Here is a 25,220-nt window from a genome sequence, read left to right as displayed (position 1 = left end):
GATTATTCTCCTATATTTATATGTTGTATTTTTTATTATAGGATATTTTAGGTTAATTTGAGTTTATTTAGGTTATTATAGGTTATTTGGCATATTTTTAATACAAATTATCTATAATCTGCTATAATTACTTGGAGTAAAAGGGCAGGATATGTATTTGCTATACAAATACAAAGTTTTATCGCTAAAGCTCTAAAAAAGGATTAACACCAAAATGAATAAAACAAAACAAATTAATATTAGATTATCTCAAAGTGAATATGAACATATAATGCAAAAAGCCAAAGGACATGGATTAACAATTTCAAGATATCTTAGAGATTTAGCTATGAATTATCCAGTTATTTGTATAGTTGATCAAAAAGCTGCTATTGATATGCTAAAAATTGCTGGAGATCTAGGAAGACTTGGAGGACTTTTTAAACATTGGTTGGTTGGCAATGAAGAAAGTAAGCCAAATTTTTCAGCCAAACGAACTTATAAAGATATTGATGAAATAGTTGATGAAATTTTAGATTTACAAATACTTTTAAAAGAACAAGCTAAAAAGTTGATGAATGATAATAAAGAAGATAGTATTTAAACGCCAAAACAAATCCAGTTTTAAAAATTTGTCAAACTATATTCTTGATGAAGATAATAATCACGCAAAAGTTTTAGCTGATTATGTTTTAGATACAAAAAATGATATGGATAAGGTTGAAGCATACCATTTTACAAATTGTTCTTTTGATAATAACGAAGATAATATAAAAGAGATCATTACTACTCAGCAATTGAATACTACTACAAAACAAGATAAAACAATGCATTTAGTTGTGTCTTTTAAAGAAGATGAACGCCCTGATATAAAAACTTTATATGCTATTGAAGATGAGATTGCGGAAGCTTTAGGCATGAAAGACCATCAAAGACTTAGTGTAGTGCATTCAAATACAAATAACTTGCATATTCATATAGCAATTAATAAAATTAATCCAAATACTCTTAAAGTCATAAATCCTTATAATGATGTTAAAATTCTTCAAGAATTAGCAATAAAGCTTGAAAAGAAATATAACTTGCAGATAGATAATCATATTTCAAGTAATAATGTGAAAGAAAATAAATATAATAAACATACTATGACTTGTAATTTTGAAAACTGGGTAAAAGAGAAGATTGCAAATACAATAGATATCATGCTAAGAGATGAAAAAACAACATTTGATGATTTAAAAGTATTTTTGGCTAAATACGATTTAGAATTTAGAGAGAAAAGAAAAGGCTTTGTTATTTCTTCAAAAACTGAAAAATTATTTTGTAAGGCGAGTAGCATTCATAGAAATTTATCAAAACAATCTCTTGAAAAAAGATATTGTCAATTAGATTTATCTGCTTTAAAAGAAAATTTACAGGAGATAAGCGTAAGTGAAAAATATAATAAATTCAATGGTATGCCACCAAATCCTTTATATCAAAATTATTTAAACTATGAAAAACAAAAGCTAGAGCTAAGAGAAAAAGAGCTTAGAATGCTTAAATTAAAAAGAAACGAATTTAAGAATTCTATTTCATCTATGAAATTTAATAACTTAACTATCAATCATATTAAAAATCAAAGGGCTATATTTAAAAATAAGACTAAAGAAATTTATCAAAGATATAAAAAAATATCATATAGACAATTTTTAATTAATGAAGCATATAGCGGAAATAAAGAAGCCATAAAAGCTCTACAAAATAAAGAAGTTAAAATTATTCAAAATAGCGACAATGCTTTTAGAGGTAATGTTAAAAATTGCGTTTTTGATAAACCAGATTATATTACAAAAGAGGGATATTTTGTATATCAAAGAGATGCCCAAAAGATTATAGATAAAAATGATCATATAAAGGTTGTTTGCAGTAAAAAAGATGATATCGTTTTACTAGAGGCATTAAAACTGGCAATGAAAAAATATGACAATATAACAATAACTGGAAATTCGGAGTTTAAAAATAGAGTTATTAATTTAGTTGTAAAGCATGATTTAAATGTAAAATTTGAAGATAAATTGCTTAATCAAATGGTTAGAAAATTAAGAAGTAAAAATATTAAAATAGAAAAAAATATTGATCAAAATTTGATGAATTTTTAAAAAGAATGAAAATAGTTTTAAACTATTATTTTTATAGCTATATACTATTTAAATAATAGTTTATTCATATTAATTCACGAAAACAATTTAAATCTAATATATGTGCTTGTTGGCATTCCTATAGACTTTGCAGTATTCTTTAAATTTTTCAATTCTTCATCAGTAAAATAAACTATAAATTGTTTATTTCGTTTAGTATTAATTTCTTCATTTTGCGCACTTGTTTCACCTCGAGCAGAATTAACAAATTCATCTTCTTTTGTACTCATTTTTTTAAATCCCATTTTTTATCCTTTTAATTTTATTTCAGCTAATTTTAATAATTCTTGATAAAATTCTTCAAAGTCAGTTAGTGCTTTGTCGTCTTCTTTACAGAATTCTTTCAAACTTTTTCCATCGATAACTGCTTTTCTATAAGCTTGTCTTTCATAGATAACAGAGGTGAATATCTCTACATTTGTTAATTGTTTTTCATTTTTGGCGTCTTTTATATAGTCTTTTAAATTTTCTAACTCTTTAACTAAAAATGGATTTGGTGATACACGATTAACTAAAATTAAAGCAATTAAATTTGGATTTAGATCTTTAACTTCACTATAAATATCTAGCATGTGGTCTAATACATTTACATCATACTGACTAGGAATCGTTGGAATTATTATAATATCAGATGATAATATAGCTTTACGCATTTCTTTGCTATCCCTACCACCTGTATCAATGATAATGCTATCAAAATTATTCCGCATTCTTTTGATCTCATCACCTAAGCTTATACCTGTTTTTGATACATTAGAAAAAAGTGGAATTAGTCCTGATTGACTTCTCATATCTGAAAACACCTCAGTAGAGCGTTGTGGATCTGCGTCGATTAAGAGAGTATTATCACCATCTTCAGCAAGTCTAGCAGCTAAATTTACTGCTAGAGTAGTTTTTCCACTTCCACCTTTTTCATTGATTATCGAAATAATCATACAACAACCTTTAAAATTAAATTTAAAGAAATTATATCTTAAAAATATTAATTTAATATTAAAAACATAGTTTTTTAATAGCTAAATACTATTATATAAATATTATTTAACTAGATACTAATTCCTATAATAAGTCCGACTAAAAGGAATATAATTTGAACTGCTACAATAAGAAATATTTTACTATTTGATAGCTGATTTTTATCTACAATAATCTCTTTATGCTCAGTTGTAATTTCTTGTATAGTTATATTTTTTAAGCTGTCTTTGGTTGTTTGTGCATATTCTCTTAACTCTGCTAAGATATTTGTTTTATAGGTTTCTAAATCAGCTTTTTGTTTAATAAAATATCTATCTATCTTTGATATAAAGTCATCAAATAATAGCTCGTTAGCGGTTATAACTGCAAATATAGGATCATTTTCATCAAGGATAAGTTTATGCTTATCTGCAATGATTTTTATCATCTCATCTTTTTTCATTTATCACTCCAAGTCAGTATTTCTTTTGCTTTTTTTACACTGTTTTTTTGAATATCTAATACTCCAAAATATCTGCTATCAAAACTCTTAATATGTTCTCCTAAAACAAAAATTTCATTATTCTTTAAAACCCCACTAAAAGATAAAGTTGGTAAAACATTATGATTACTATCGAATTTAAATATTTGACTATCTTTTATAAGTTTGTGATTGACAAATATTTTAGAATCTTTAATCTCTACATAGTCTCCAGCAACAGCAACTACTTTTTTTAGAAAATTTATATCTTGATAATTAAAAGTCACAATATCTCCAGGTAAAATATTATCATTATTATATGTTTGATATATTCCAATAGGCATTGATTTTGTGGTGTTGATTTTTATGTTGCATAGATATAAAAGTATGGTAAGAAATATAAATGATAATATCATAATAAAAATAAATTTTTTCATAGTTATACAATATTAAAACAATAGTTTTTTAATAGTTAAACATTATTTTTACAATAGTAATTAACATAGGGATAAGCCTAATGTATTTTCTTTTTCTAAATTTTGCTTAAAGCTTTTTAGATTTGTTTTTATTAAGGCTTCTAGTTTTCCTAATTTCAATTGTGAAGCTTCTACAGATGCCATTATCATTTTATCTTTTGGTATTAAATTTAAATCAAGTTTATAACCTGCATTTTTAGCCAATTCATTTAAAAATATTCTTTGAGTTCTGCCGTTACCTTCTCTAAAGGGGTGCAAAGAATTTAGGTTTCTAGCAAATTCGGCTAAGTTCTTTGCAAAATCGTTAAGATCTTTTGAATTTTTTAAGTAATTGTCTTCTTTAAGCCAAGTAAAAATTTGTTGAGCGGTTGCATTTAAATCTTTTCCAGGAACAAAATTAGTAATTGTTCCATTTGGTGCATATTTTCCAAAATTTCCATGCAAGCCTACTTCCATTCTATCTTTTCCAGCCCAGTGAAATACATCTTGAAAAATATGTTTATGTATATTTTTTAAGTGCTGATAATCGAAATTGCCTTTGATAGGATTGAGCGTAAGCTCTCTTTCTCTTAAACCAGTATAAAATCTTGATTCTTTATCAAATAATTTTTCATCTTTTATACCGAGTTTATTATCTGTAATTAATCTTTTAAAAAGTTCTTCATTGTTTTCTTTCATATTCTACAAATCCCTTTTCCTTATATTCAGCAATGATTTCATCAGCACTTAACTTTAAAGCACTTTGTTTTATCATAGCGATAATATCTAATTCATTCATGTAAATACTCTCTATCGCATGATTACTTATAACAGATTTTATACCTTCATAATCTTCCTTATTTACATCATCTTTATATTTTTTAAGTATTGCTAAACTTTCTTCTAAACTATGCACTTCTGGATATGTCATTTTTTCTCCTTTTAAGATATTTTTGTATTATAGTTAAATAATAATAATAAAATATTAATAAAATAGTTATTTGATAGCTAAACACTATTAAATAACTATTATTTAGATAATTCATTTTAGATTATTATTTCAAGCTGCTTAAAGGCTTTGTCTTTAAAAATTTTTAGTCTTTGTTTTGACATTAGAGAAAAGCTTTTATCATTCATAGCTTCATCAAATGTTAAATTCTTACTTGTTAATTCTAGTAAATCTTTGCCAAATGTGTCTTTATTTACTGCATTTAAATATATAATTGCTTTTATTTTATCTTTAATAGCTATATATTCTGGATTTTCTTCAAAGTCCTTGATAGCTCCATGATATTCGTTAATCCAAACAATAAAACTACAATCAAAAGCTTCTACTAATTGTCTAAGCCCTAATATGGTATCATCTTTTGATTGACCACCAACAATAGGAATGTGCATATATACATCAATTTCATTTGCTTTTAAAATTTCAATTGCTTCATTTTCTTTTAGATAATCAATTAAGGGAATAAAAGTAGTCGCACCACTATCTACTATATAGTTATTCGTTTTTTTATCTGCTGCTAGTTCTATAATTTTGTCAAATGCCCTATTATCAAATTTGCCATCTTCATCTATTAGTTGTAAAAATTTAGCTTTTATAGCTTTTATATTAAACAAAGTTGTATTATTTGGATCTGTATCTATTGCAGTAATTGTTTGGGATTTAAATAACAAATATTGGCAAATTAATGATGAAATGAAACTTTTTCCTATTCCGCCTTTTCCGTTAAGTATAAAATGAATATTAGTCATGTCTTTTTCCTTTAATTTAATTTATCGCTTATATTTGGTTTTAATGGCACTTTCGATCTTGCTAAGAATATATCGTCTTTAAAATATAAGATTTGCTTGCCATAAATAGGTGATTGTCCTGCAATAAAAATTAGCATATCGCCAGGAGCAATTATTTTGTCATCTTTATCTTTTTTAGCAGAAGGCAATCTCATACATTCATCAGCTGTAATTAATGGGCGTTGTACTTCTTGTAAGGTTTCGCTTACATTGCCAAGCATTATTGCGGTTCTTTTTCCAGAGCTCGTAAGCGATTTTTTAATAATGGTTGTAATTCCGCTCATTTCTGATAATAGCTTTGCTGTTTCTACTTTGTTTGGTGCAAATGCTATTCTTACGTGGCAATTTGAAATAATTGTTTCTTTTTCACCATAAATAGAATAAAGTTGTTGTATATCTTGAATAGATCCGTAAAACTTCATTCCATATCCTGCCATATAGGCAAGATTTTCTTCAAGCACTCCTAATTTTCCAAATATAGTTAGCTCATCGGCTAACACTAGCATTTTATGTTTGTAACTCTTTATATTTTCTCCATTTTCAAATTTTAGAGAATCGTCTGTTAAGGTTCTAAAAATTTGATTAACAAGCAAATTAAAAAAAGGACGCAACCTATTTTTTTGCCCTGGTGGAATAATCAAATAAAGACTAATAGGACTATCATGATTCATTAGATCTTTGATTTTAAAATCGCTTTTTGCTGTATTCTTTGCTAAGATAGGATCAATATAAAGATTTAAAGCTTCTGAAGCTGTTCCTATTACACCGCTTAATTCTTGTGCGGCTTTATTTTTCATTGATCTTGATATACTTTGTATAATTTCTTGTGTATTTTTATCCATTGTGGAAATATCGCATTCAACCATTTCTTCTAATAATTCATCGATACTTTGATTTGGATCATTAATAAATTTATAAATATCGGTTAGGTTCGGGGTGCTCTCACTTTGATATTTTTTTAAATGCAAAGCATAAAGTATAATTGAAACTAAGAAATTTCCCGCTTCACTTTTAAAATAAGATGTGCTACCTTGAGCAGGATTAGTAGGTGGCGTTTCACCTTTAAAAATGAGATTGATTGCAATATTTTGAGTGTCTTTGATCTCGTGCAGCGTTCCTATTCTTATCTCTTCTAAAATATTAAATTTTACAGCACTATCATCTAAACAAGTTGGATCTAATTTTAGTACTTTATTTTTGGCGTATTTTTGTCGCCAACCAGCAGTTAAAGACCAAAGTTCAGCTTTAATATCAAAAATAAGTGCAGATTCTTCCCAAGATAAAAGTGTAGGTAAAAGTAGGCTCACGCCTTTACCGCTTCTTGTTGGTGCAAAAACCATTACATGCTCTGGACCGTCATGTCTTAAATAATAAAGCATTTTTTCATGTTGAAAACCGCCTATATACACTCCTTTTTCTTTATTAAATACACCACTTTCTTTAACTTCTTCTATAGTTGCCCAATGAGCAGATCCATGCAAGTCTTTTATTGCTTTTGCTTTTCTTAGAAATGCTAGTTTGATTATAATAAATACTAAAAATGGGGCTGCTACAACTATCTGCATTATCATAAGAAATTTGGTAAAAAAATCAGGATAATAAGGTTGATATTTCAAACTCCAAAAAATCCAATTGAAAGGATTATATAGACCATAAAATAGCGGTTCTCCTAAATCTTTTGAATAATTAAAAGACCTAGCTAAATATTGCGTGGCAAATGAACTAAGCACTATAAACGAAATAACAATACCGCTAATTGCAAGTATATAGACTAGAGTCTGATTTGTCTCTTTTTTCATGTATTTGCCTTACATGGATAGACTAAAGTCTTTTTTAACAGATAAATCTTTTTTTATCTCTTTAACATTAGTAGTTACTTTTTCTACTGAAAGTTGTTTTGCTACTTGCTCCTTTAGTTGTTTTTTGATTTCCTCTAGTCCTCTACTTTTTGCTAAATCATTAAAATCACTACAACCTTTTTGGATTTCTTCTTTTGTAAATTTAGGTAGTGCTACTTTAATTTCTGGATATTTCTTTTGTATCCCAAGAGCTGTATTTTTTCCAACATTTATCCCATTATCTAATTCTTTTTTTATATCATTGTCAGCAGCAATTATAATTTCCATTTTTGGATATTTTTTTTGTATATTAGTAATTACTATTTCTAAATTTCCAGCATCAACTCCCATTATGCTAGGTGTTTTAGTAGCTTCATATACACTAGCAGCAGTTGCAAAGCCCTCACATACATATACTTCTTTTACATTATCAAGATTTTTTGCACCAAGTAAGAAAAAATTACCCTGTTTTTTAGCTGGGTATTCTATACCTTGTTCTTTTTCTTCTTTTGTTCTAGTCGCTCCTATCATTTTATCGCCATTTGAAAAAATTCTCTGTGTTGCCCAATGTTTTCCATCAATATCTCTTAATGGAATAAGTAAATTGCCGTGTTTGTCTTGTTTTAGATAGAAATTTTTATCAAAACCTTTGCTTTTTAAATAGGGGTGTTCTTTGTTAGCCCATTTTGCGTTCTCATATTCATCTTGAAGCTTTTTAGCTGTCTTCTCATAAGCTGCTGATAATTCAGCTTCTCTTGATTCTTTTATTGCTTTGTTTGTTTCAATAGCATTTTTAAATTCTATCTCTTGATTTTTTGCATTATTATTTGATACGGAGCTTTTCCAGTTTTCTTTAATTCCTGTTTTGTAGTTTTGTATATAGCCAGCAGGGTGTCCGTTTAAATATCCTACATAAGCTCCACTTTTCTCATTTCCTCTGTCTCCATATACGCTTACTCTGTGTAATTTGCCGTCCATTATAGGATCGCCATCAATATTTAATCCAGCATTATTTAATGCTGCTTTAAATTCATCTATAGCATTTATATTATCAGTAGTTTGCTCTTGAGATGTTTGCCATTTTTTAAATTTATTTAAATCTACGCCTTTTGGAGCATACCACATTTTAGATTCTTTATCCCATTTTGCACCAACCTTTTTAGCTTCATCTTTTTGCGTAAAAGGAACATATAAATATGTTTTTTTAGTAGTCATATTTACCTCCAAATCCGTGTTTATTTCAATTTGTTTTTCTATATTTTTAATTTGATTTTTTTCAATATTTAATTCATTAATAAAGCCAACTATCTTTGTAGCGTCTGCAGTCGCTCTAAAAATCTCGGTTGGTTTATCTTTTAGAATTTTAACCCAACTATCAATATATGCTAAGTGTTGCTTAGGGTCATAGTCTAATCCTAGTTTTCCACTATTTAAAAAGCTTGAAATTTCAGCTCTTAGTTCTTCTTTTGCGTAACCATCTGAACCAAAAGGGTGATTTAAATCTCTATTAAGCCTACTTTCATGACCGCTCCAATGTCCAAGCTCGTGCAAGGCTGTTGCGTAATAAGCACTTTCACTTATAAAGCTTTCTTTTGGTGGCAATGTAATAGTATCAGAATTTGGCTGATAGTAAGCATTGTTTCCTTTATGAACTATTTTTGCACCACTATTTTTGATGATATTTTCGGCTGCTTCTATGATTTTAAATTCATCTATTTGTGGTTTAGTCTCAAGTTTTGGCATATTCTCTATCTGTTGTGCATTAAATACATTAGCAAAAAAGACTTTTGGTGTTTCAAGTGGTATTTCTATTTTTTCTATTTCACCATTTTCATTTAATATAGGTTTTCCCATTTCGTCCAATTTATCCACTATTTCGCTAAATTGCCAATATTGTATAAGGGTAGATTTTTCGCCTTTTTTTACTTGAGCATTTAAAGATTTGGCTTGATTATATGTAAGCCATCTAGGATCTGAATATCCTTGTAGCATTAAATTTATGCTATTAATACCATTATATTCTTTACCTGTTGTAGGATTGTATGGTAAAGTATTTTGAAGATCAATTGCTTTCCAAGGTTTAATCCAAGGAGCAGTTCCATTTTCAAGTGCAGTGATGATCTTATCTGCTGTTTCTTGTATAAAATCTTTATTCTTCATATTCTAGCTCACTTTGTATATCATCAATATCAATTGCATTTTCTTCAAATGCTCCAAGCTCTGTAGCCACTTCTTGATTTACTTCATATCCAAAGTTTGGTATTGTTTCAAAGTTTTCAAATTTAATTAATTCATTATTCATTGTTTATTTCCTCTTCATTTTCAAAGTTTGCTTCTGAAATATTATCTTTTGGTGTTCTAAAATCAATCTCTTTAACTTTGATTTTATGTTTATAATATATTTTTCCATCTTTGTTCCAGCTTTCTTGAACCAGCTCTCCTATTACATCAATTGATACGCCTTTTTTTAGATACTTATTCATAGATTCTGCATAGTTGCCAAAAATACTAGCTTCTATAAAAGTGCTTTTTTCTATGTCTTTGTATCTTTTATTATTCGCCAAAGTAAAATTACAAATAGCAGAGCCATTATTTGTAAAAAATAGTTCAGCGTCTGCCACCAATCTTCCTGCAATTACTATATTATTTGTCATCGTGTTTTTCCTTTATTTTTTCTAAATTATTAACAAAAGTAATTAATTGTTCTTTACTCATTTTTTATCCTTTAAATTATATGGTTGAAATACCAAAGAGAGTTTTGTATTTGATTGTCGTGCGATTTTTTGAATTTCTATATTATTAGAATTTTGGATATCAAATTTAGCTACATAACCATTTTTAAATCCAAGTTGCTGATTACCTGTGTTATATATACTTAAAGCCTTGTTTATGCGTTCGCTTTTATCTAAATTTGGATCTGTGCTTTCATACACCAAATAAAAAATATCACTACCAGCTTTTATATTATTACACGGTTCTAAAATTTCATCAATACTATAGGAAAATTCTTTAAGATTTGAAGAATTAAATTGCATTAAGCCTATATCTACGCTATAGCCTTTTGTAATATAAAAATCGGCTAAAGTCTTTGCTTCTTTTTTTGTCTTTAAGTTAAAAGAACCTACCTTATTAACATTGATAGCAAATTGTTTATAGTTGCTTTCAACTTTGATGATTTGTTTGATTATTTCAGTATCAACATTTGGATTTTTGCATTGCTCTATTAATGATAAATCTATTTCATTGCCAAAAATATTTGAAATAAAAAACAAAGTAGAGTAGAAAAAGAATTTTTGGATATAATTTCGTTGGGTTCTAGACATAGGCTCAACTCCTGCGGCTTTTTTATATAAACTCATTGTCTTAACTCCAAAGGCTCAAGAACTATATCCTTAGTAACAAAGATATTAAATTTATAACCAGGGCGAATAATTAGAGTAGGAGATATATTCATATTCTTTCTTATCATCTCACTTGCTACTTGACCCATTTGTTGTATTGCTTGACCTATGGCTTTATCTCTTGCGGTTTCTGTTTGATTTCCTTGTGAGTTGTCAGATAACGCAATACCTGCAGTTATGCTTGAAAGTAAAAATGCAGATCCAAAAATTCTAAAATAGTGATTATCTACTTGATCTTCAAATCCAGTATATCCATCCATACTAGCACCTTGCATATTTCCGATATTTAAAGTATCGCCATTTGGAAAAATTATCTTATTCCAAGCTACAAGAAGTCTTGATTGACCATATATTACATTGTTTGAATAATCACCTACTACTTTTGTGCCTTGTGGAATCAGTAGATACTTGCCTGTTGCAGTATCATAAACATTTTGCGTTATTTGAGCTAAAATTTGACCTGGCAACTCTGAATTTACTCCTGTTATTAAAACTGCTGGTATATTCCAACCTGCTTTTATTTCATACGCACTAATAGGTTTTTGTTTAACTTGTTCTAAATAGCCATTATTTCTGAGTTTAGATAAGAATTTATCATTATTGTCTCCAGAGCTATTTATATTTTGTAAATTTGGCTCATTTTGCAAGTTTATAGGCTCTTGATATATACTATCTTTAGTTTGTGGTTGGATAGAGTTAGAGTTTCTTACTTCAATTCCGGTTTTTGAAGCAAGAGCCTTTAATCTCATATCTTGTTTTAGCCTTATCTCTCTTTCATCTATTTCAGTTTTAGGCTGTGTATTTAATGTAGGAATAGGTTTATATTCTGCTAAAGGCTGTATATTATCATTTTTTAACTCAGGTGCTACATTCTTTACAGGTAAGTCTATATTTTTTGGAGTTTTTGTATCAATTCCTTGTGCCTCTAAAGATGAGATCATGCTATTGATATCTTTATTAGTTGTTGAAGCTGCTTTTTCTTCTTGCTGCTCACCAGTTTGTTTGGTAGTTTGTTTTTTTGCTCTATCATTTGCAGTATAAAATACAGCAAAAAGCACCAAAATAACAATTATTGCAATTATTAATATAGGGACTTTTGATAATCTTTTATTGCCGGTGTTACTTAATTTTTCAGGAGAAGTGCAAATTTCTAGTAAATTTTTATCACTCATATTTTTATCCTAATTAAAATTAAAAGTGCTAATAGAGCCGCTAGAGGTAATTTTATTATTTTCAATAGTGTAAATTCTATTAATCTTACTCTCATTAAAATTATATGTGACTAGTAAAAAGTTACCTGTTTTTTGTATTGTGTAGCTTAGAAAAGTTAGATTTTTTAAATCATGACTTTCTGTAATTGCATAGCCTTTTTGGCGAAATTTATTACTTAGATAATCAAAAAAGCTTCTATCTTTATCCTCTGTATAAAGATAGAAAGTAGTATTGTTTGGTGTTTTATGATGGCTAATAAAGTCAATCATATCATCTGCAATAATATTTAAATTTGTGATTTGAATATCTTTTGGCGTATTATTTATTGAATGAAAATAATTTGGGCCAACTTTAGCACAACCTATAAAAACCAAAGTTAAAATAGCAATAAATAATATTCTCATTTATTCTCCTTTTTCTTCATTTTTCAGCGATAAATCATATAAAACATTATTTACTATTTCTTGATTTATTTTGCTACTCATTTTTTTAATAAGAATACCTTTATCATCAACGCCAGAGATTAAAAGTGCTTTATTAAATAATCTATCAACTATAAAAGTATCTATTTTTAGTCTATAATTTACTATCTCTTTATTATCATTTTTGTCTAAAATCATAAGAGCAGGAGCTTCATAAAATTTCATATTTTTAGGCATTTGGATATAAGTTTTTACGCCATCGTTATAAACTCTAAGCGGTTTAAAATCAGATTTTCCCTCAATGCTATAACCAAAATCAAGTGAATCTATATTTGATGGTATTGACTCATCTGGTTTTTGGAAATTCTTTGATTGTGATTTTTTCTTAAGCTTTTGTTTATATGCTTCTAAACTTGCTGTGATTTCTCCAGGATAAATAAATGCAATTGATGGCATAAATTTTTTATCTTCTGAAATTAAATTTAGTTTATATACTCTTTTGTTTGTCATAATATTTAAAGTAGTTTGTAAATTTTTTTCAGTCGGTTTAACTATTATGTGTGAAGTAGTATTAGGCTCTTCCCCGCTTATACTAAGTGAAATGATCCATCTAATGCTATCACCGATTTGCACATCTTTAATCTCTTCGCCTGGCTCAAGAGCAATATTTGTAAGTCGTAAAGGAGCAGTCACTATGCTAGGCATAGATTTACCAAAAAGATAAATTACTTCTCCATTTTTTCCTGGTATAGTTGTGGTTTTTTCATCTATCCATTTTTGAGCGATGGCAAGATCTTTCTTTTCTTTATCAGTTAAGTTTGCAAAATCTCTCTCTATTTCATTAAATCCAAAAGCCATAGTAGCACCTAAAATTGCCGGTATTAATATTAATTTTTTCATATATTTTCCTTTTTATAAAATTTTTGCAAAGTTAAAGTCTGTGATAAATATACCAAGAGGGTTTTTTATTATTTCTTCTTCTGTTGTAGGTGGTATTTGTTTTACTTTAAAAAATCCCCTATAAACAATATCTGATATCTGTTCTTCGGCTAAATTTGTTGTAGTTTCTCTCCATTGTATCTGCCAAGTATCGTTAGTTTGTAATACTATGCTATCTACTTTTACACGAACATTTTGTTTTGTGCCTTGCTCAAATGGATTTGATTTCTCATAACTATCATTTAAAAATAAAAATGCTTTTGATCCTGGTTCAATATATTTGTATGCGTCAAAGATGAATTTTCTTTGAATTTCTAGATTTCCCCAAATCGAACGCCAAGAATAAATAAAAGTATTTAGGCTATATTTAATTACATTTGGATTTTTTATATCTACATTTCTTACCATACCCACATTTGCTGTATTGCCAAGTTTATCTACTTCTATTACATAAGGTATTAGCTTGTTTTGCGAACCTATATAACCTATGTAAAAAACAGAAATTATCGTAACTATAATGCTTAGTATGGCTACTATTTGCCAATTCCTTGCGCGTGAAATATAATCGCCATATCTCTCTAGCCATTCTGTTTTAGCATTTAAATATGGGTTATTAATGCTTTGATTGATTTGCTCTTTTTTCTTAAAGAAACTCATTTTTACTCCTTTTATATTAATTTTTTATGATATAATCATTCTACCGAAGTGATAAGCGATAAAAAGGTTATGGACCTTGAATAACGAGAAAAAGCTCGAACTTATTTCTAAGTTTGAGCTTTTTGCCACTCTTATGGTAGTTTTATCTATTTTATTTATCACTTACTTGCTCCTGATTCATTTACACCAGAAATATAAGGCTCATTTGGCACATTTGAGCTACCGCCAAATCCACCACTAAGATTTGAATTCATTGTTGATTTTGTTTTTTCTTGTAATCTATTTGCTATATCATTTGGCATTCTTCCGTGTCTAAAGTTATCTTTTAGATGTTCGCCACCTGTTGTAGCTAGATTTTTTGCTACTCCTTTAACTAAGTCCATTCCACCCTTGCCACCTTCTGCTAAATGTAAGGCTTTGGCAGCGTTCATAGCACGAGTAACGCCGACAGCTCCTGCAGCCCCAGTTGCTACTGCACCTGCAGCCCCAGTTGCTACTGCTCTAAATCCAGCTGCTGATCCAGCACTATCCCCAATGCTTCCATTAAACACTGCTTCGATTAGTCCAGGAATCATTTTTGTGATCATACAGAAGATTAAAGCTATAATTACTATTTGTAATATAAGATCTACTGTCATATTTTGAGATAATTCGTAAAATGCTTTATTGGTTATATTGACACATAATCCCATAAAGGCCTGTATCATAAATAGTTCAACCCCAACTTTTATTGCTGTCATTACAGGGTTTAAACCTATCTCTTTAAATCTCTCTAAGCCACTTAACGCCAAGGCAAAGAAAATTATTATATTCATAATGTAAAATTTAAGATATGCTATCAGCAAATCGATTGCCATTAGAACGAAACCAAATAGAATAATTAAACCACACAATAATAAAAATAAAGTTTTTGGTATATTCCAACCAGTTGCATCCCAAATACCTAATATAATTTCTGTACCAGATGTAATAATGGTTCCAGGTAATACCGCGGTTCCTGTAGCATTTGTTGCAAGTTGTGAGAAGCTATCCAATAGTATTTTAAGCCACCAATCAACTTGAAATAAAAGTATTATAACACTGATAAAAACAACTTTTTTAATAAGTGTTGCTAAAAATTCTCCTATTTCAAAGCCACGCAAGGCTTGTAGTCCAAAAGTCCAAACTAAATCAATTGCAACGAGAGTCCAAAAAACATAAATACAAGCTGATTTAACTGCTGGTATCCATGTTTTTAGATTAGTGTTTAAAAGAGTTAGTATTCCATCCGAATTTTCTATTGCAAATATATAATTCGGAGCTAGTAAAAGAATAAATAATATAAATAGCTTAGAACCTTTGTATTGTCCTTTGGTTGATAATTGCATCTTGAGCATTAGTGCAATCGATTTGTTCAGTTTCATTGAATTTCTCCAACTTCTTGCACTCTGCAACCTTTGCTTCTGCTTCTTTTAAATTCTGCGAATAATATTCTTGTGTTTTTGCTTCTTGCCCACAACCTGTTAAAAAGGCTAATAAGCCTAAACTCAATAAACTGCTTAAAACAATTTTTTTCATTTTGTTCTCCTATTAAAATTTGATTTTTATTATACATAATTTTACTCCATTTATACTAAAATCTCTTAATAGACCTTTTAGACATTTTTTCATATTTGGCGTCATCTAAAATTTTCTCATTATTTTGCATTGCCATATAATTTGTCAAAGCATTCGTTTGATCCATAAGTGCAATTCTAAGCTTTCTTGCTTCATCTACTTGATATGCTAATAAATCATTTGTAGCTTGAATAGCTTGTAAATTACCCTCTGCGTTTTGTGAGCGATTTTTTAAGTGAGATATAGTTCTATCTTCGTTTTCAAATTCTTTATTAGCTAGTTCTAGTTTTTGAAGTGTGCCATTTAAAGTATTTTGATTAGTTTCTTGCATTTGTTTATATCTATCAGAAAATATTTTATTTCTAGCATTTTCATCTTTAGCTGAGTTTATATCGCTAGAATATTCGTTAAAATCTTTATAGATTTCTTCAAATTTTCTTGATACATTTCCTAAGTCGTAACTGATGCCATCAACTTTTTGCATAATATTTCTAGCTTGATATAAAACAACATTTAAATTTTGCCAATCATAGCTAGAGAGTGTTTTTAAATTTTGAGCTTGCATTTTAACCATTTGGATTTGTTGTTGCAATTGAGAATATAATTGTTGATATTGTTGCAATTGCAATGCATAGTCTTTGATCTGTTGTTGATAGCCTATTACTTGTCGCTCGATTGCGGCTAAGTCTATCGTTGGAATACCATTAGCAACTAGTTGGCTAGAGAGAATAAACGGAATAAAAAATTTAGAAAATTTTTTGGTATAATTTCGTGGGGTTCGCCACAAGGCTGGAACCTTGAGGCGAAATTTTACCTCAGAATTGAGGTGATTTATTTGAGCCATCAACTCATTATTGTAATTATACTTCTTTGTATGATTATTGTCAAGATGTATTAGTCTTGCCCCTCTTTTTGAGGGGGTGAGTTCCCTTGTGGCTTTATTATTAACTACTCTATAAAAATAATCATTGATTTTATTGTATAATGCATATGGGGTTTTTGCCACAAGGCGGCAACCTCGTGGCAAGTAATCTATGCCCCTAAAGGAGCAAAGATGAAAACTACTAGATTCATCATTGTTGCAATTATACTTATTTGTATAATTGTTGTCAAGGCTTATTAAGTCTAGCCCTACTTTTGTAGGGTTTTGATGAATCTCCCTTGTGGCTTTTTGATTAAATATATTTTCCATCTTAATAACTCCAGCAAGTTTTATTAAATCTAATAATTTGATAATATTCTGTCACATAATATCCAGCGTGATTATTATCTACATGATAAGTGATTTTATGTTTTTCATTGTTTGGTAAATTTGTATATGCACTAGGTTCTGAATTTGTGAAATGACTTGATCCTGTTCCTAATAAATTTAATCTATAGCCGTTTTGCCAATCTGTTTGAGTATAGAATTCTCCACTGCAATTATATCTAGGCATTTGTAGATCTGTATATTGATGATTGATAAGAGCATAACAAAAGCTAGGCATATTTGGATTGATTCTTACTCCGTTATCGATATTATTGATATTGTTTTTATAACCTTGTTTTTCATAGTATTTATTATTTAATGAATAACTAACTCTTCCATTTTGCAATTGATTATTTAAATATGGCGGTGTGCATTGATTTGGATCTTCATAATTTGCTAGGATTTCCTTATAATCACTCATAACCAAATCCTCTGCAGTATCTCCAGTATCAGTAGGGCAAAGTGCTAGAAAATTACGCCTAGCCTGTAGTGTTTTCCAAGGCTTTTTAAATTTGATTGAAAAAAATCTAGCAAGTGGTGGATTGCATTCGTCTGGGCGTGTTGAGCTTGATAGACAAAGCAAAACTTCACAAGCTGTTTTTCTATCGCCAGTAAGAATATCTGGCTCGACTGCAAATAAATTTGCACTAAAACAAAACGCCAAAAACAAAAATAACTTTTTCATATGTCTCTCCTTTTTCTCACATTAAAATGCACTTTTTTATTGGTGCTTTGTTTGCCATCTTTAAAAGTTTCTTTTATTTCATAGCTGATTAATGAAACAAACTCTACATTTTCTTTCATCTCTATTTTTTTAATTTGTTGTTCTATTATATCTCTGCATGGAGTATCTGGAAGATCTAATCTCCTATCTTGCAAAGCTACTTTTTGATTGCTTGAGTAATATCCTTGTTGTCTAATTTTTGGTAGGACTTCTTCAAAAACCCAGTTTTGAAATTTGATAGCTGATTTTAACTTTGAGCCAAATATCAAACGATATAAATCAGGCTCATAAATTACACGAACTTTTTGTATTCCTCCGTCTGTGGAAAGGGGGTGGTAAAACGCCACCCCCTTGCAAAATTGCTTAATTGCATTAATAATATCTTTGTATCCTAAAGCTTCTGCTACATCTTTTGCTACAAACATAGGTTTAAGATGATCGCCTAAAACTCTTATATTTCCAAAATCTTTATTCTCAAATAAAACTACTTCGTTCATTTTATATCTCCTTGTAAATTTGAGTAATTAATACCTTTTTCTTCAAGCCATTTATATGGCCACTTTTCTTTATACATCTCATGCAGTGCTTTTATCCTTTTAACGCTAATCTTATCGCTTGCTGCAGTAAATGCAAGAGTTGCTTTTTGTAAAGCTAAAGAAAAAAGCCTTGTGCCTAGTGGCGACATGTAGTAATAATCTTGCTTATAAATTCCCTCTTGCAATATGCTAATTTGAACATCATTTAATCCAAATGCCTTATAAAAGTCATAAGGACCTAGAGTATTATCACTTCCTTTATTCCAAGCTTCAACATTTGGTAAAAATATTTTTGTTGGGCAACTCTCTTGTAAAATATCTAAAATTCCACTTTTTGCACTATCGCTTAGGCTTTGAGTTGCAAGAACAACAGCACAATTTGCTTTTCTTAGAACTTTTAGCCATTCAACTATTTTTCCTTTAAAAGCAGGGTGACCAAGAGCTATCCAAGCTTCATCTATGATCAGTAGTGTCGGACTTCCATCTAATCTTTGCTCGATTTTATTAAATATATAAAGTAGTGTGGGAATAATATTTTGTTCGCCAAGATTCATTAAATCTTCTATTTCAAATGTTGTTATATTGTTATTTAAATTCAGACCATCATTTTCTGCGTCTAGTAAAAATCCAGCACTTCCAGAAACAGAGTAGTGAGAAAGTGCGTCTCTTAAATCATTATCTTGTAATGAAGAGATAAATTCAGTCAAACTTCTTGAGTTTGTTTCCACATGAGTGATTAGGGCTTCATGTATTAATTTTTTATATTTTGGTGTAATATCTATATTTTGAAGTTTTAAACAAGTTTCAATCCAGCTCTCAGCCCAAGCTATTTGTGATTGTGATTTAATGCTACTAAGTGGGGCAAATGCTAAAGATGAATTTTCACCTGCAACATCATAATGCGTTCCACCTGTTGCTAGTGTTAAGGCTAAAAGGCTTCTTCCCTTATCAAAAGCAAAAACTTTGGCATTTTGATACTTTTGAAAATTTAGTGCAATGTTTGCTAATAATACAGATTTTCCAGCTCCAGTAGGACCAAAAATCAGTGTATGACCTAAATCTCCTACATGTAAATTAAGTCTGAATGGCGTTGCACCGCTAGTTACTACTTGCATAAGGGCTGGAGATTCAGGTGGAAATTTATCACTAGAATTATGTCTTTCACCAGCCCAAATCGACGCCAAAGGGATTAAATGAGCTAAATTTAGTGTGTTTATTATAGGGCGACGCAAATTCGGATATACAAATCCAGGAAGCGATCCAAGATAAGCTTCAACTGCATTTATGGTTTCTATTCTAGCTATAAAGCCAAGTTTTTCAAGAATTGATTTTATTTCACTGGTTTTATATTCCAAGTTTTCTGGATCATTATCAAATATAATGATATTTGCTGAGTAATAGCCATAATTGACCAATGAGCTATTAGCTTCTGCCAATGCTCCATCAATTTCATTTACCATTAAGACCGCATGTTCATCAACTTTTGAGCTAGGGCGATCTAAGAGCTGATCTATAAATCCTCTAGTCTTTTGTTGCCATTTTTTGCGATATTTATTTAATTCTTTAATTGCGTCTTGATTATCCATAAAGATAAATCTAGTATTAAATCTATAATCAAATCCAAGTAAAGTTAAAGAATTTAGTATATTTGGATAGCTTTGAGACGGAAATCCATCAATTGCTACTACGCCAATATATTTATTGCCTATTTTTGGTCTAAGACCTGTGGTAAATTCTTTAGCTCCAATAATAGTATCAAGATACATAGGAATATTAGGTAGAATTACTCTTTGTCTATCTCCGCAAATACAAAAATTTATATATTCTAATAAATCATCAAAGGTTACTTCATTTCCAAATTCATCTACTCCATCTCTTGCAAACATTCTTTCTATTTTTACAAAATTTGATAGACTTTTTTCTAATTCATCAATTATATTTTTAAAATATTCAAGAATTTTAGTTTGTTGATTTTTAGATTTTCCATCATCAATTATCATCATATTTAGGAATTTGCCTATATTTTTGTTTGGTGGAAGATATGTAAAAATCAAAGTAAAAATGTTTTCATAATGTTCTTTATTTTCAAAATATTGTTTTCTCTCGTTTTCAAGTATTTGTGCAATATGGCTTTTATAATAAGTTGTGCCAGATATATAATTTTCACTTTTAATTCTTGAGCAATCAATATGCACTGCCCAACCATTTCCAAGTTTGCTTAAGATAGCATTAATCCTGCTACTTAAAGAATTTCGTTCATTCAGCGTCATTGAGCTAATATCTCCGGCACGATAAAAAAATCCAGCTGTTAAACTTCCGTCTTTATTTAGCAAAATGCCATTATCAATAAAACTTGCATAGTTTAAGATGTCAGGGAAAGCTTTTGCAGTATTTCGAAATTCTTTAAGTCCTAACATACTTTACTCCTTAACAAATGGTGTAGATCGTGAAATATAGAATTTTCTATATTTATTTTGGCGTAAAAAAACATGTCTCATTAGTGGATCAGCTTTTGCCATTAGTCTTAAAAAATAGTTACTAAATACTAAGAGCGATATACCAATTATGGTAGAGATTAAGTTTAAACCTGTAAAAATCAGTGCAAAAGCTACCACTCCAACAGATAAAATCAGCTCTCTATCTGCACCAAAAATTAAATTAGGTTTATTGAGAGCCGAATATAAATCAGCAGTTTTTAACTCTTCATTCATATTAAAGCCCCAGTTGTTTGAAAAATACCCATAACATTTGTAGCTCCTACAACTAATGCTATTACTAAAACTATATACACGAGAGTTTTTACAAAGGTAGTCATCTCACCGCCCCACACTAAACCTATACCGCATGCTACTATAGCAAGAATAGATAAAGTAAATGCTACTGGTCCTGTTATACTGGATTTTATAGTTTGAAGCGGTCCTTCCCAAGGCAAACCTGCCCCAGTTGTTGCTGCAAAAGCTACGGTTCCAAAAAGTAAAAATAAAAAAATATATTTATTCATCTGTTTTTTCCTTATATTCTTTAAATTTGTTGAGTTATGTATTGATTTTTGGATTTATCAAATCCTTTTACTTGCATTATTTCTTGTATTTTTCTACCTCCTTTAATTTTTTGAATAAAAACAACCAAATTTACAGCTTCAGAAATAAGCTCACTCATAGGTGCTGGTGTTGCTTCGCTAATTAATTGCTCAAGTCTAGTTAGCCCTCCATAAGCAGAATTTGCATGTATTGTTGCTATGCCTCCAGGATGTCCGGTATTCCAAGCTTTTAATAAGTCAAGAGCTTCTTTACCCCTTGTTTCGCCTACAACTATGCGATCAGGTCTTAAACGCATAGTTGCCTTGAGTAATCTAAGCATACTAACTTTATCAGTTGATCTTAGTATTACTTTATTTCTGCTTGAGCATTGTAGCTCCGCAGTATCTTCAATAATAATTATTCTATTGTCTGGTGTAAGCCTTGACATACCATCAATAATCGCATTACAAAAAGTAGTTTTTCCACTACCTGTTCCGCCAACAACTAAAATATTTTGTCTTGTGGTAATTGCATTTTCTATTATATTTTTTTGGTTTTGTGAAAGAATATTGCTATTTTGATAATCTTCGAGAGTAAAAATTTTAATTGCTTTTTTTCTAATTGTAAATGTTGGTGTGCTTACAACTGGCGGAAGTAGAGCCTCAAATCTTGATCCGTCTATAGGTAGCTCACATTCTAGTATTGGATTATCTGAATTTGCAGTAGTATCTAAAAAGCTAGCTACGGAATTTATGATAGATTTAGCTTTGGATTCTGGAAAGTTTCCCCAGCATTCCATATCTGAACCTAATTTTTCAACCCATAGCTTACCATCGCTATTAAGCATTAGTTCAATTGTTTTATCATCATTAAGAATATTTATTATTTCATCGCCAAATTCTCTACGAATTTTTGTGATTATGCGTTCTTGAAACTCAGTATTCATACTAAGCTCCAAATCGAAGAAAAAGAAGTAAGGAAAAAGCTAAACTCGGTCTGCCCCCCCCCACTATAACCTAAATTGCGGATTATCATTGCATTATTACTCCAAAAAATAAATTCTTAACGAAATTATACAATATTTTCGTTAAATGTCAAGTAACCTATTATATGGCACATTTTCTTAGCATTATACGAAATCACCATACCTTTTTACCGGAATCTTAAGCTGTGGAAATTCTTTATCCATTGTGTAAATAGCTATACAATTTTCTTTTTCAGCAGTAAAATACTGCAAATAATCTTCAAAGTCTCCTTTGTTGTTATTATAATAATCACAAGCCATATTTATAACGCTTACACCAAAAGAAACGATTTCAAATTCTTTTTCTAGTGCAATACTTTTTAAAAAATAAGTAAATTTATCTAAATTTTCTTTTTTAAGAATATAGGCAATCGTAGAAATCATATCTTCAGAAAAAACTATTTTAATATCATTTGAAAGTAAAAAATAAATTAATTGCTTAGCGTGTATATTATTTTCTCTTGTTTCTTCAAAGAAATCAATCAAAATATTTGTATCTAAAAAAACTTTTTTCATATCCTGCCTTCTTTTAAATCTTGATCTAATAACTCTCTTTTCATTTCTTTTGCAGATTTTGTAGGATGAAATACACCACTAAACATTCCGCCAAATTTTTCTACAAATAATCTAGCTTTGTGCTCTTGTTCGTTTTCATCAAATAAAGATAGCTGATTATTAACTTTTTCTTGTTTTTCTTCGACCACTATCATGTTGTGAATTAAATTTCTATCTTTATTATGAATTTGAGAGGCTTCAATAATATTATAATTTTCAGGATTATTTAATATTTCATCCATACCTTTATACTTAGCTTCTATTTGTGTTTCTTGTTTTATTTCAAGTTTGTCAAAATTAAAAGTTTTAGTAACAGTTTGTCTTAATTCTTTCAAATCTCTAAATGAGCCTTTGCCTATAATATTTGGATTTATTATAAATGACTTTGCTCCTAAGACTCCAAATTCTTCTCTTTGTTCTTTCGTGATTTTCAAAATAACATTTTTCTTTTCAAGTTCATTCATTGCATTATAAACACTTGATTTTCCAAGAATCTTTTTACTTTCAAAATAATTGACAAATTCACTATTATATTGAAATATATTTTGATAGTTTATGTTGCGTATGATAAGTAGTAAGACTTTTAATGCAGATCCTGATAAGTCTGAAACTAAAAAAGATATATTTTCAGTGAAAAGTTTTATAAAATCATCTTTAGTATTTACTTTTTGCAAAAAAGAATTAACAGTAGTAGTAATTTCGCCTGTAATATTATCTATCTTTTCTTCAACTTTGTTATAAAGTTTTTGAGATGTTTTTTCAACATCACTCAAATTTACAATTTCCATATTTTTCCTTTCCAAAAAAATATGGAAAAATTATACCATAAAATTAACTATTTTTCCAAAAAAATATAAAAAATAGTTAAAAATTTTTCAATAAATATTCTAAATTATTTGGAATATTTATTATTCATTTAATTTTTAGATAGTTATATTGTGCCAAAATTTGATAAAATCTTTCCAATATATTAGAGTTTTTTTCCAACCAGCTGGAAAAATCTTCCAACCAGCTGGAAAATATAAATTCAATTCAAACTGCGATATTATCGCTATTACAAAGCATTTTTTTAAAGCTTTTTCCTTCTTATTCTATTCTTGAATTCAAAAAAACATTTTTGAAAAAAATTAATAGGTAAATCAAAAGTAAATAAGATAGTATTCTTATTTACTTTTGAACTTTTATTTGTTTTGCTATTGTCGCTTCGCTCCAGCAAAACTAAAAACACCAAAAAAGAAAATATGTTTTATTTTAAGTTTTCTACTAAATTTTATTAATTTTATAGTTAAACTTAAGCCAAAAATACTACCTTAAGCTTGGTAAGCTTAAATTTAGTAGTTAACTTATTTTAAAACTGCCTTAAAATCATTATTTTTTAAGATTCACATTGAAAACAAAGTTTTTCATAAAATATCATCATCATTAAACTTTTTTCCAAATTTGGCGTCAAATACTTTTTTATTATTAGGTTTTATTTGAAGTTTAACAGGCTCATTTTTAAATTCAATGGTATTTATAGATTTATTGTCGTTTGTTGAAATTTGAGCCGTTTTTGTTTGATTGTGAATGTTTTTAAGTTCATCGTTAAAATATTTATTGAATTGTTTATAAGTCATTTTAAAATTTTTTTCTAGTTTTGCTTTTTCATAAAGAAATTTTGATATTACGCAGCCATTTTCAAATTCCTTTTTTAAATAGTTTATATTTGAATAAAATTCAATTTTAGCTTCACCTCTTTGCATTACATATCCTTTTTAAATAGATTTTTCTAATATCATAAATTCGTATTGATTTGTTTTTTCTTTTTTAGATAATTCTTGATAGCCTAAATGTTTAAAAATTTCAATAGCTTGTTTAGAATATTTTATATCACATCGAACAATTATTTTATTGTTGGGGATAAGTTTTTCATAATATTTAATAAAATTTGTAGTTAATTTTTTGTTTCTAAATTTTTCTAAGATATAGATCATATTTATTTCATATATATTCGAACCTTTACTTTTTCCACAAAATGCGAAACCTGCTTTTTCATTTGTGCTATCTTTAATAATAAAAATTATTCCTAATACACCATTATTTTTTATTATAACTCCTAATTTTTCAATAAATTCTATATTGTAAAAATGTTTTTCTTTAAATCCTAGATAAAAACAATATTTTATAAATTCTATATCTTCAAATGTTGCAATTTTTATATCCAT

The 25,220-nt window shown here is 28.8% G+C and carries 31 protein-coding genes; 2 read left to right on the top strand and 29 right to left on the bottom strand.

Translation table 11 applies throughout. The features are described 5' to 3' along the window. Nucleotides 1-214 precede the first annotated feature (214 nt). Both CVIC12175_RS08420 and traI read left to right on the top strand, forming a co-directional pair. Nucleotides 215-583: a plasmid mobilization protein gene (locus CVIC12175_RS08420; protein WP_086257343.1), complete on the top strand. Its 369-nt coding sequence runs from the start codon at nt 215-217 to the stop codon at nt 581-583. Continuing rightward, nucleotides 558-2,120 carry a TraI/MobA(P) family conjugative relaxase gene (gene traI, locus CVIC12175_RS08415; RefSeq protein WP_086257344.1) on the top strand — a complete coding sequence of 521 codons (1,563 nt, stop codon included), beginning with the start codon at nt 558-560 and terminating at the stop codon, nt 2,118-2,120. The genes CVIC12175_RS08420 and traI overlap by 26 nt, the downstream gene beginning before the upstream one ends. 74 nt (nt 2,121-2,194) lie before the next feature. Here traI and CVIC12175_RS08410 read toward each other — a convergent pair whose 3' ends face one another. The 29 genes from CVIC12175_RS08410 to CVIC12175_RS08275 form a co-directional block, all read right to left on the bottom strand. After that, complete coding sequence (locus tag CVIC12175_RS08410; protein WP_040126369.1) at nt 2,195-2,404, bottom strand: plasmid mobilization protein; 210 nt, start codon at nt 2,402-2,404, stop codon at nt 2,195-2,197. A 3-nt stretch (nt 2,405-2,407) separates the two neighbouring features. After that, the gene (locus CVIC12175_RS08405) at nt 2,408-3,094 is read right to left on the bottom strand and encodes an AAA family ATPase (protein WP_086257345.1); all 687 of its coding nucleotides are present in this window, start codon (nt 3,092-3,094) and stop codon (nt 2,408-2,410) included. A gap of 110 nt (nt 3,095-3,204) precedes the next feature. After that, a complete protein-coding gene (locus CVIC12175_RS08400) occupies nt 3,205-3,576 on the bottom strand; it encodes a conjugal transfer protein TraM (RefSeq protein WP_086257346.1) in 372 nt (123 codons plus the stop codon). After that, a complete protein-coding gene (locus CVIC12175_RS08395; RefSeq protein WP_086257347.1) occupies nt 3,573-4,031 on the bottom strand; it encodes a S26 family signal peptidase in 459 nt (152 codons plus the stop codon). The genes CVIC12175_RS08400 and CVIC12175_RS08395 overlap by 4 nt, the downstream gene beginning before the upstream one ends. 60 nt (nt 4,032-4,091) lie before the next feature. Beyond that, nucleotides 4,092-4,748: a Fic/DOC family protein gene (locus CVIC12175_RS08390; protein ID WP_086257348.1), complete on the bottom strand. Its 657-nt coding sequence runs from the start codon at nt 4,746-4,748 to the stop codon at nt 4,092-4,094. Continuing rightward, on the bottom strand, nt 4,732-4,980 hold the full coding sequence (locus tag CVIC12175_RS08385; protein WP_086257349.1) for a hypothetical protein: 249 nt from the start codon (nt 4,978-4,980) through the stop codon (nt 4,732-4,734). The genes CVIC12175_RS08390 and CVIC12175_RS08385 overlap by 17 nt, the downstream gene beginning before the upstream one ends. A 116-nt stretch (nt 4,981-5,096) precedes the next feature. Continuing rightward, entirely contained in the window at nt 5,097-5,804 is a 708-nt protein-coding gene (locus CVIC12175_RS08380) for a nucleotide-binding protein (protein WP_002850984.1), read from the bottom strand. An 11-nt stretch (nt 5,805-5,815) separates the two neighbouring features. Beyond that, nucleotides 5,816-7,642, bottom strand: a complete 1,827-nt coding sequence (locus tag CVIC12175_RS08375; protein ID WP_086257350.1) for a type IV secretory system conjugative DNA transfer family protein — start codon at nt 7,640-7,642, stop codon at nt 5,816-5,818. Nucleotides 7,643-7,651: 9 nt separating this feature from the next. Then, nucleotides 7,652-9,841 carry a zincin-like metallopeptidase domain-containing protein gene (locus CVIC12175_RS08370; RefSeq protein WP_086257351.1) on the bottom strand — a complete coding sequence of 730 codons (2,190 nt, stop codon included), beginning with the start codon at nt 9,839-9,841 and terminating at the stop codon, nt 7,652-7,654. Next, nucleotides 9,831-9,983, bottom strand: a complete 153-nt coding sequence (locus CVIC12175_RS08575; RefSeq protein ID WP_164468611.1) for a hypothetical protein — start codon at nt 9,981-9,983, stop codon at nt 9,831-9,833. The genes CVIC12175_RS08370 and CVIC12175_RS08575 overlap by 11 nt, the downstream gene beginning before the upstream one ends. Further along, entirely contained in the window at nt 9,976-10,335 is a 360-nt protein-coding gene (locus CVIC12175_RS08365) for a single-stranded DNA-binding protein (protein WP_086257352.1), read from the bottom strand. The genes CVIC12175_RS08575 and CVIC12175_RS08365 overlap by 8 nt, the downstream gene beginning before the upstream one ends. Before the next feature lie 57 nt (nt 10,336-10,392). Then, the gene (locus CVIC12175_RS08360; protein WP_236861109.1) at nt 10,393-11,040 is read right to left on the bottom strand and encodes a lytic transglycosylase domain-containing protein; all 648 of its coding nucleotides are present in this window, start codon (nt 11,038-11,040) and stop codon (nt 10,393-10,395) included. After that, on the bottom strand, nt 11,037-12,254 hold the full coding sequence (locus tag CVIC12175_RS08355) for a TrbI/VirB10 family protein (protein WP_086257353.1): 1,218 nt from the start codon (nt 12,252-12,254) through the stop codon (nt 11,037-11,039). The genes CVIC12175_RS08360 and CVIC12175_RS08355 overlap by 4 nt, the downstream gene beginning before the upstream one ends. Before the next feature lie 9 nt (nt 12,255-12,263). Continuing rightward, the gene (locus CVIC12175_RS08350) at nt 12,264-12,698 is read right to left on the bottom strand and encodes a hypothetical protein (RefSeq protein WP_086257354.1); all 435 of its coding nucleotides are present in this window, start codon (nt 12,696-12,698) and stop codon (nt 12,264-12,266) included. Beyond that, nucleotides 12,699-13,616: a P-type conjugative transfer protein TrbG gene (trbG, locus tag CVIC12175_RS08345; protein ID WP_086257355.1), complete on the bottom strand. Its 918-nt coding sequence runs from the start codon at nt 13,614-13,616 to the stop codon at nt 12,699-12,701. It lies immediately after the preceding gene. A 12-nt stretch (nt 13,617-13,628) separates the two neighbouring features. Further along, nucleotides 13,629-14,312, bottom strand: coding sequence for a VirB8/TrbF family protein (locus CVIC12175_RS08340; protein WP_086257356.1), 684 nt, complete (start codon nt 14,310-14,312; stop codon nt 13,629-13,631). A 158-nt stretch (nt 14,313-14,470) separates the two neighbouring features. Further along, nucleotides 14,471-15,688, bottom strand: coding sequence for a type IV secretion system protein (locus CVIC12175_RS08335; protein ID WP_086316034.1), 1,218 nt, complete (start codon nt 15,686-15,688; stop codon nt 14,471-14,473). Next, nucleotides 15,642-15,869 (bottom strand): EexN family lipoprotein, encoded by a 228-nt coding sequence (locus tag CVIC12175_RS08330; RefSeq protein ID WP_086257358.1) that lies wholly within the window; start codon nt 15,867-15,869, stop codon nt 15,642-15,644. Before CVIC12175_RS08330 ends, CVIC12175_RS08335 begins: the two co-directional genes overlap by 47 nt. 55 nt (nt 15,870-15,924) lie before the next feature. Continuing rightward, nucleotides 15,925-17,100: a P-type conjugative transfer protein TrbJ gene (gene trbJ / locus CVIC12175_RS08325; RefSeq protein WP_236861110.1), complete on the bottom strand. Its 1,176-nt coding sequence runs from the start codon at nt 17,098-17,100 to the stop codon at nt 15,925-15,927. Nucleotide 17,101: 1 nt separating this feature from the next. After that, the gene (locus CVIC12175_RS08320) at nt 17,102-17,842 is read right to left on the bottom strand and encodes a TrbM/KikA/MpfK family conjugal transfer protein (RefSeq protein WP_086257359.1); all 741 of its coding nucleotides are present in this window, start codon (nt 17,840-17,842) and stop codon (nt 17,102-17,104) included. Then, nucleotides 17,839-18,378 (bottom strand): BRO-N domain-containing protein, encoded by a 540-nt coding sequence (locus tag CVIC12175_RS08315; RefSeq protein ID WP_086257360.1) that lies wholly within the window; start codon nt 18,376-18,378, stop codon nt 17,839-17,841. Before CVIC12175_RS08315 ends, CVIC12175_RS08320 begins: the two co-directional genes overlap by 4 nt. Next, complete coding sequence (locus CVIC12175_RS08310; RefSeq protein ID WP_086316033.1) at nt 18,375-20,834, bottom strand: VirB4 family type IV secretion/conjugal transfer ATPase; 2,460 nt, start codon at nt 20,832-20,834, stop codon at nt 18,375-18,377. Before CVIC12175_RS08310 ends, CVIC12175_RS08315 begins: the two co-directional genes overlap by 4 nt. A 3-nt stretch (nt 20,835-20,837) precedes the next feature. Further along, nucleotides 20,838-21,128 carry a conjugal transfer protein TrbD gene (gene trbD, locus CVIC12175_RS08305; RefSeq protein WP_040126377.1) on the bottom strand — a complete coding sequence of 97 codons (291 nt, stop codon included), beginning with the start codon at nt 21,126-21,128 and terminating at the stop codon, nt 20,838-20,840. Then, on the bottom strand, nt 21,125-21,418 hold the full coding sequence (locus CVIC12175_RS08300; RefSeq protein WP_086257339.1) for a TrbC/VirB2 family protein: 294 nt from the start codon (nt 21,416-21,418) through the stop codon (nt 21,125-21,127). Before CVIC12175_RS08300 ends, trbD begins: the two co-directional genes overlap by 4 nt. Nucleotides 21,419-21,438: 20 nt before the next feature. Further along, entirely contained in the window at nt 21,439-22,383 is a 945-nt protein-coding gene (gene trbB / locus CVIC12175_RS08295; RefSeq protein ID WP_065843589.1) for a P-type conjugative transfer ATPase TrbB, read from the bottom strand. Nucleotides 22,384-22,566: 183 nt separating this feature from the next. Next, the gene (locus tag CVIC12175_RS08290; RefSeq protein WP_086257340.1) at nt 22,567-22,977 is read right to left on the bottom strand and encodes a type II toxin-antitoxin system VapC family toxin; all 411 of its coding nucleotides are present in this window, start codon (nt 22,975-22,977) and stop codon (nt 22,567-22,569) included. After that, a complete protein-coding gene (locus tag CVIC12175_RS08285; RefSeq protein WP_180380699.1) occupies nt 22,974-23,804 on the bottom strand; it encodes a hypothetical protein in 831 nt (276 codons plus the stop codon). The genes CVIC12175_RS08290 and CVIC12175_RS08285 overlap by 4 nt, the downstream gene beginning before the upstream one ends. 615 nt (nt 23,805-24,419) lie before the next feature. After that, nucleotides 24,420-24,758, bottom strand: a complete 339-nt coding sequence (locus tag CVIC12175_RS08280; protein ID WP_086257341.1) for a hypothetical protein — start codon at nt 24,756-24,758, stop codon at nt 24,420-24,422. Nucleotides 24,759-24,770: 12 nt separating this feature from the next. After that, a complete protein-coding gene (locus tag CVIC12175_RS08275; RefSeq protein ID WP_086257342.1) occupies nt 24,771-25,220 on the bottom strand; it encodes a GNAT family N-acetyltransferase in 450 nt (149 codons plus the stop codon).

The sequence above is a fragment of the Campylobacter vicugnae genome, from assembly GCF_002139875.1.
Classification (GTDB): domain Bacteria; phylum Campylobacterota; class Campylobacteria; order Campylobacterales; family Campylobacteraceae; genus Campylobacter; species Campylobacter vicugnae.
Note: the sequence above shows the minus strand (reverse complement) of the source record. Positions and strands in the feature narration are given on the sequence as shown.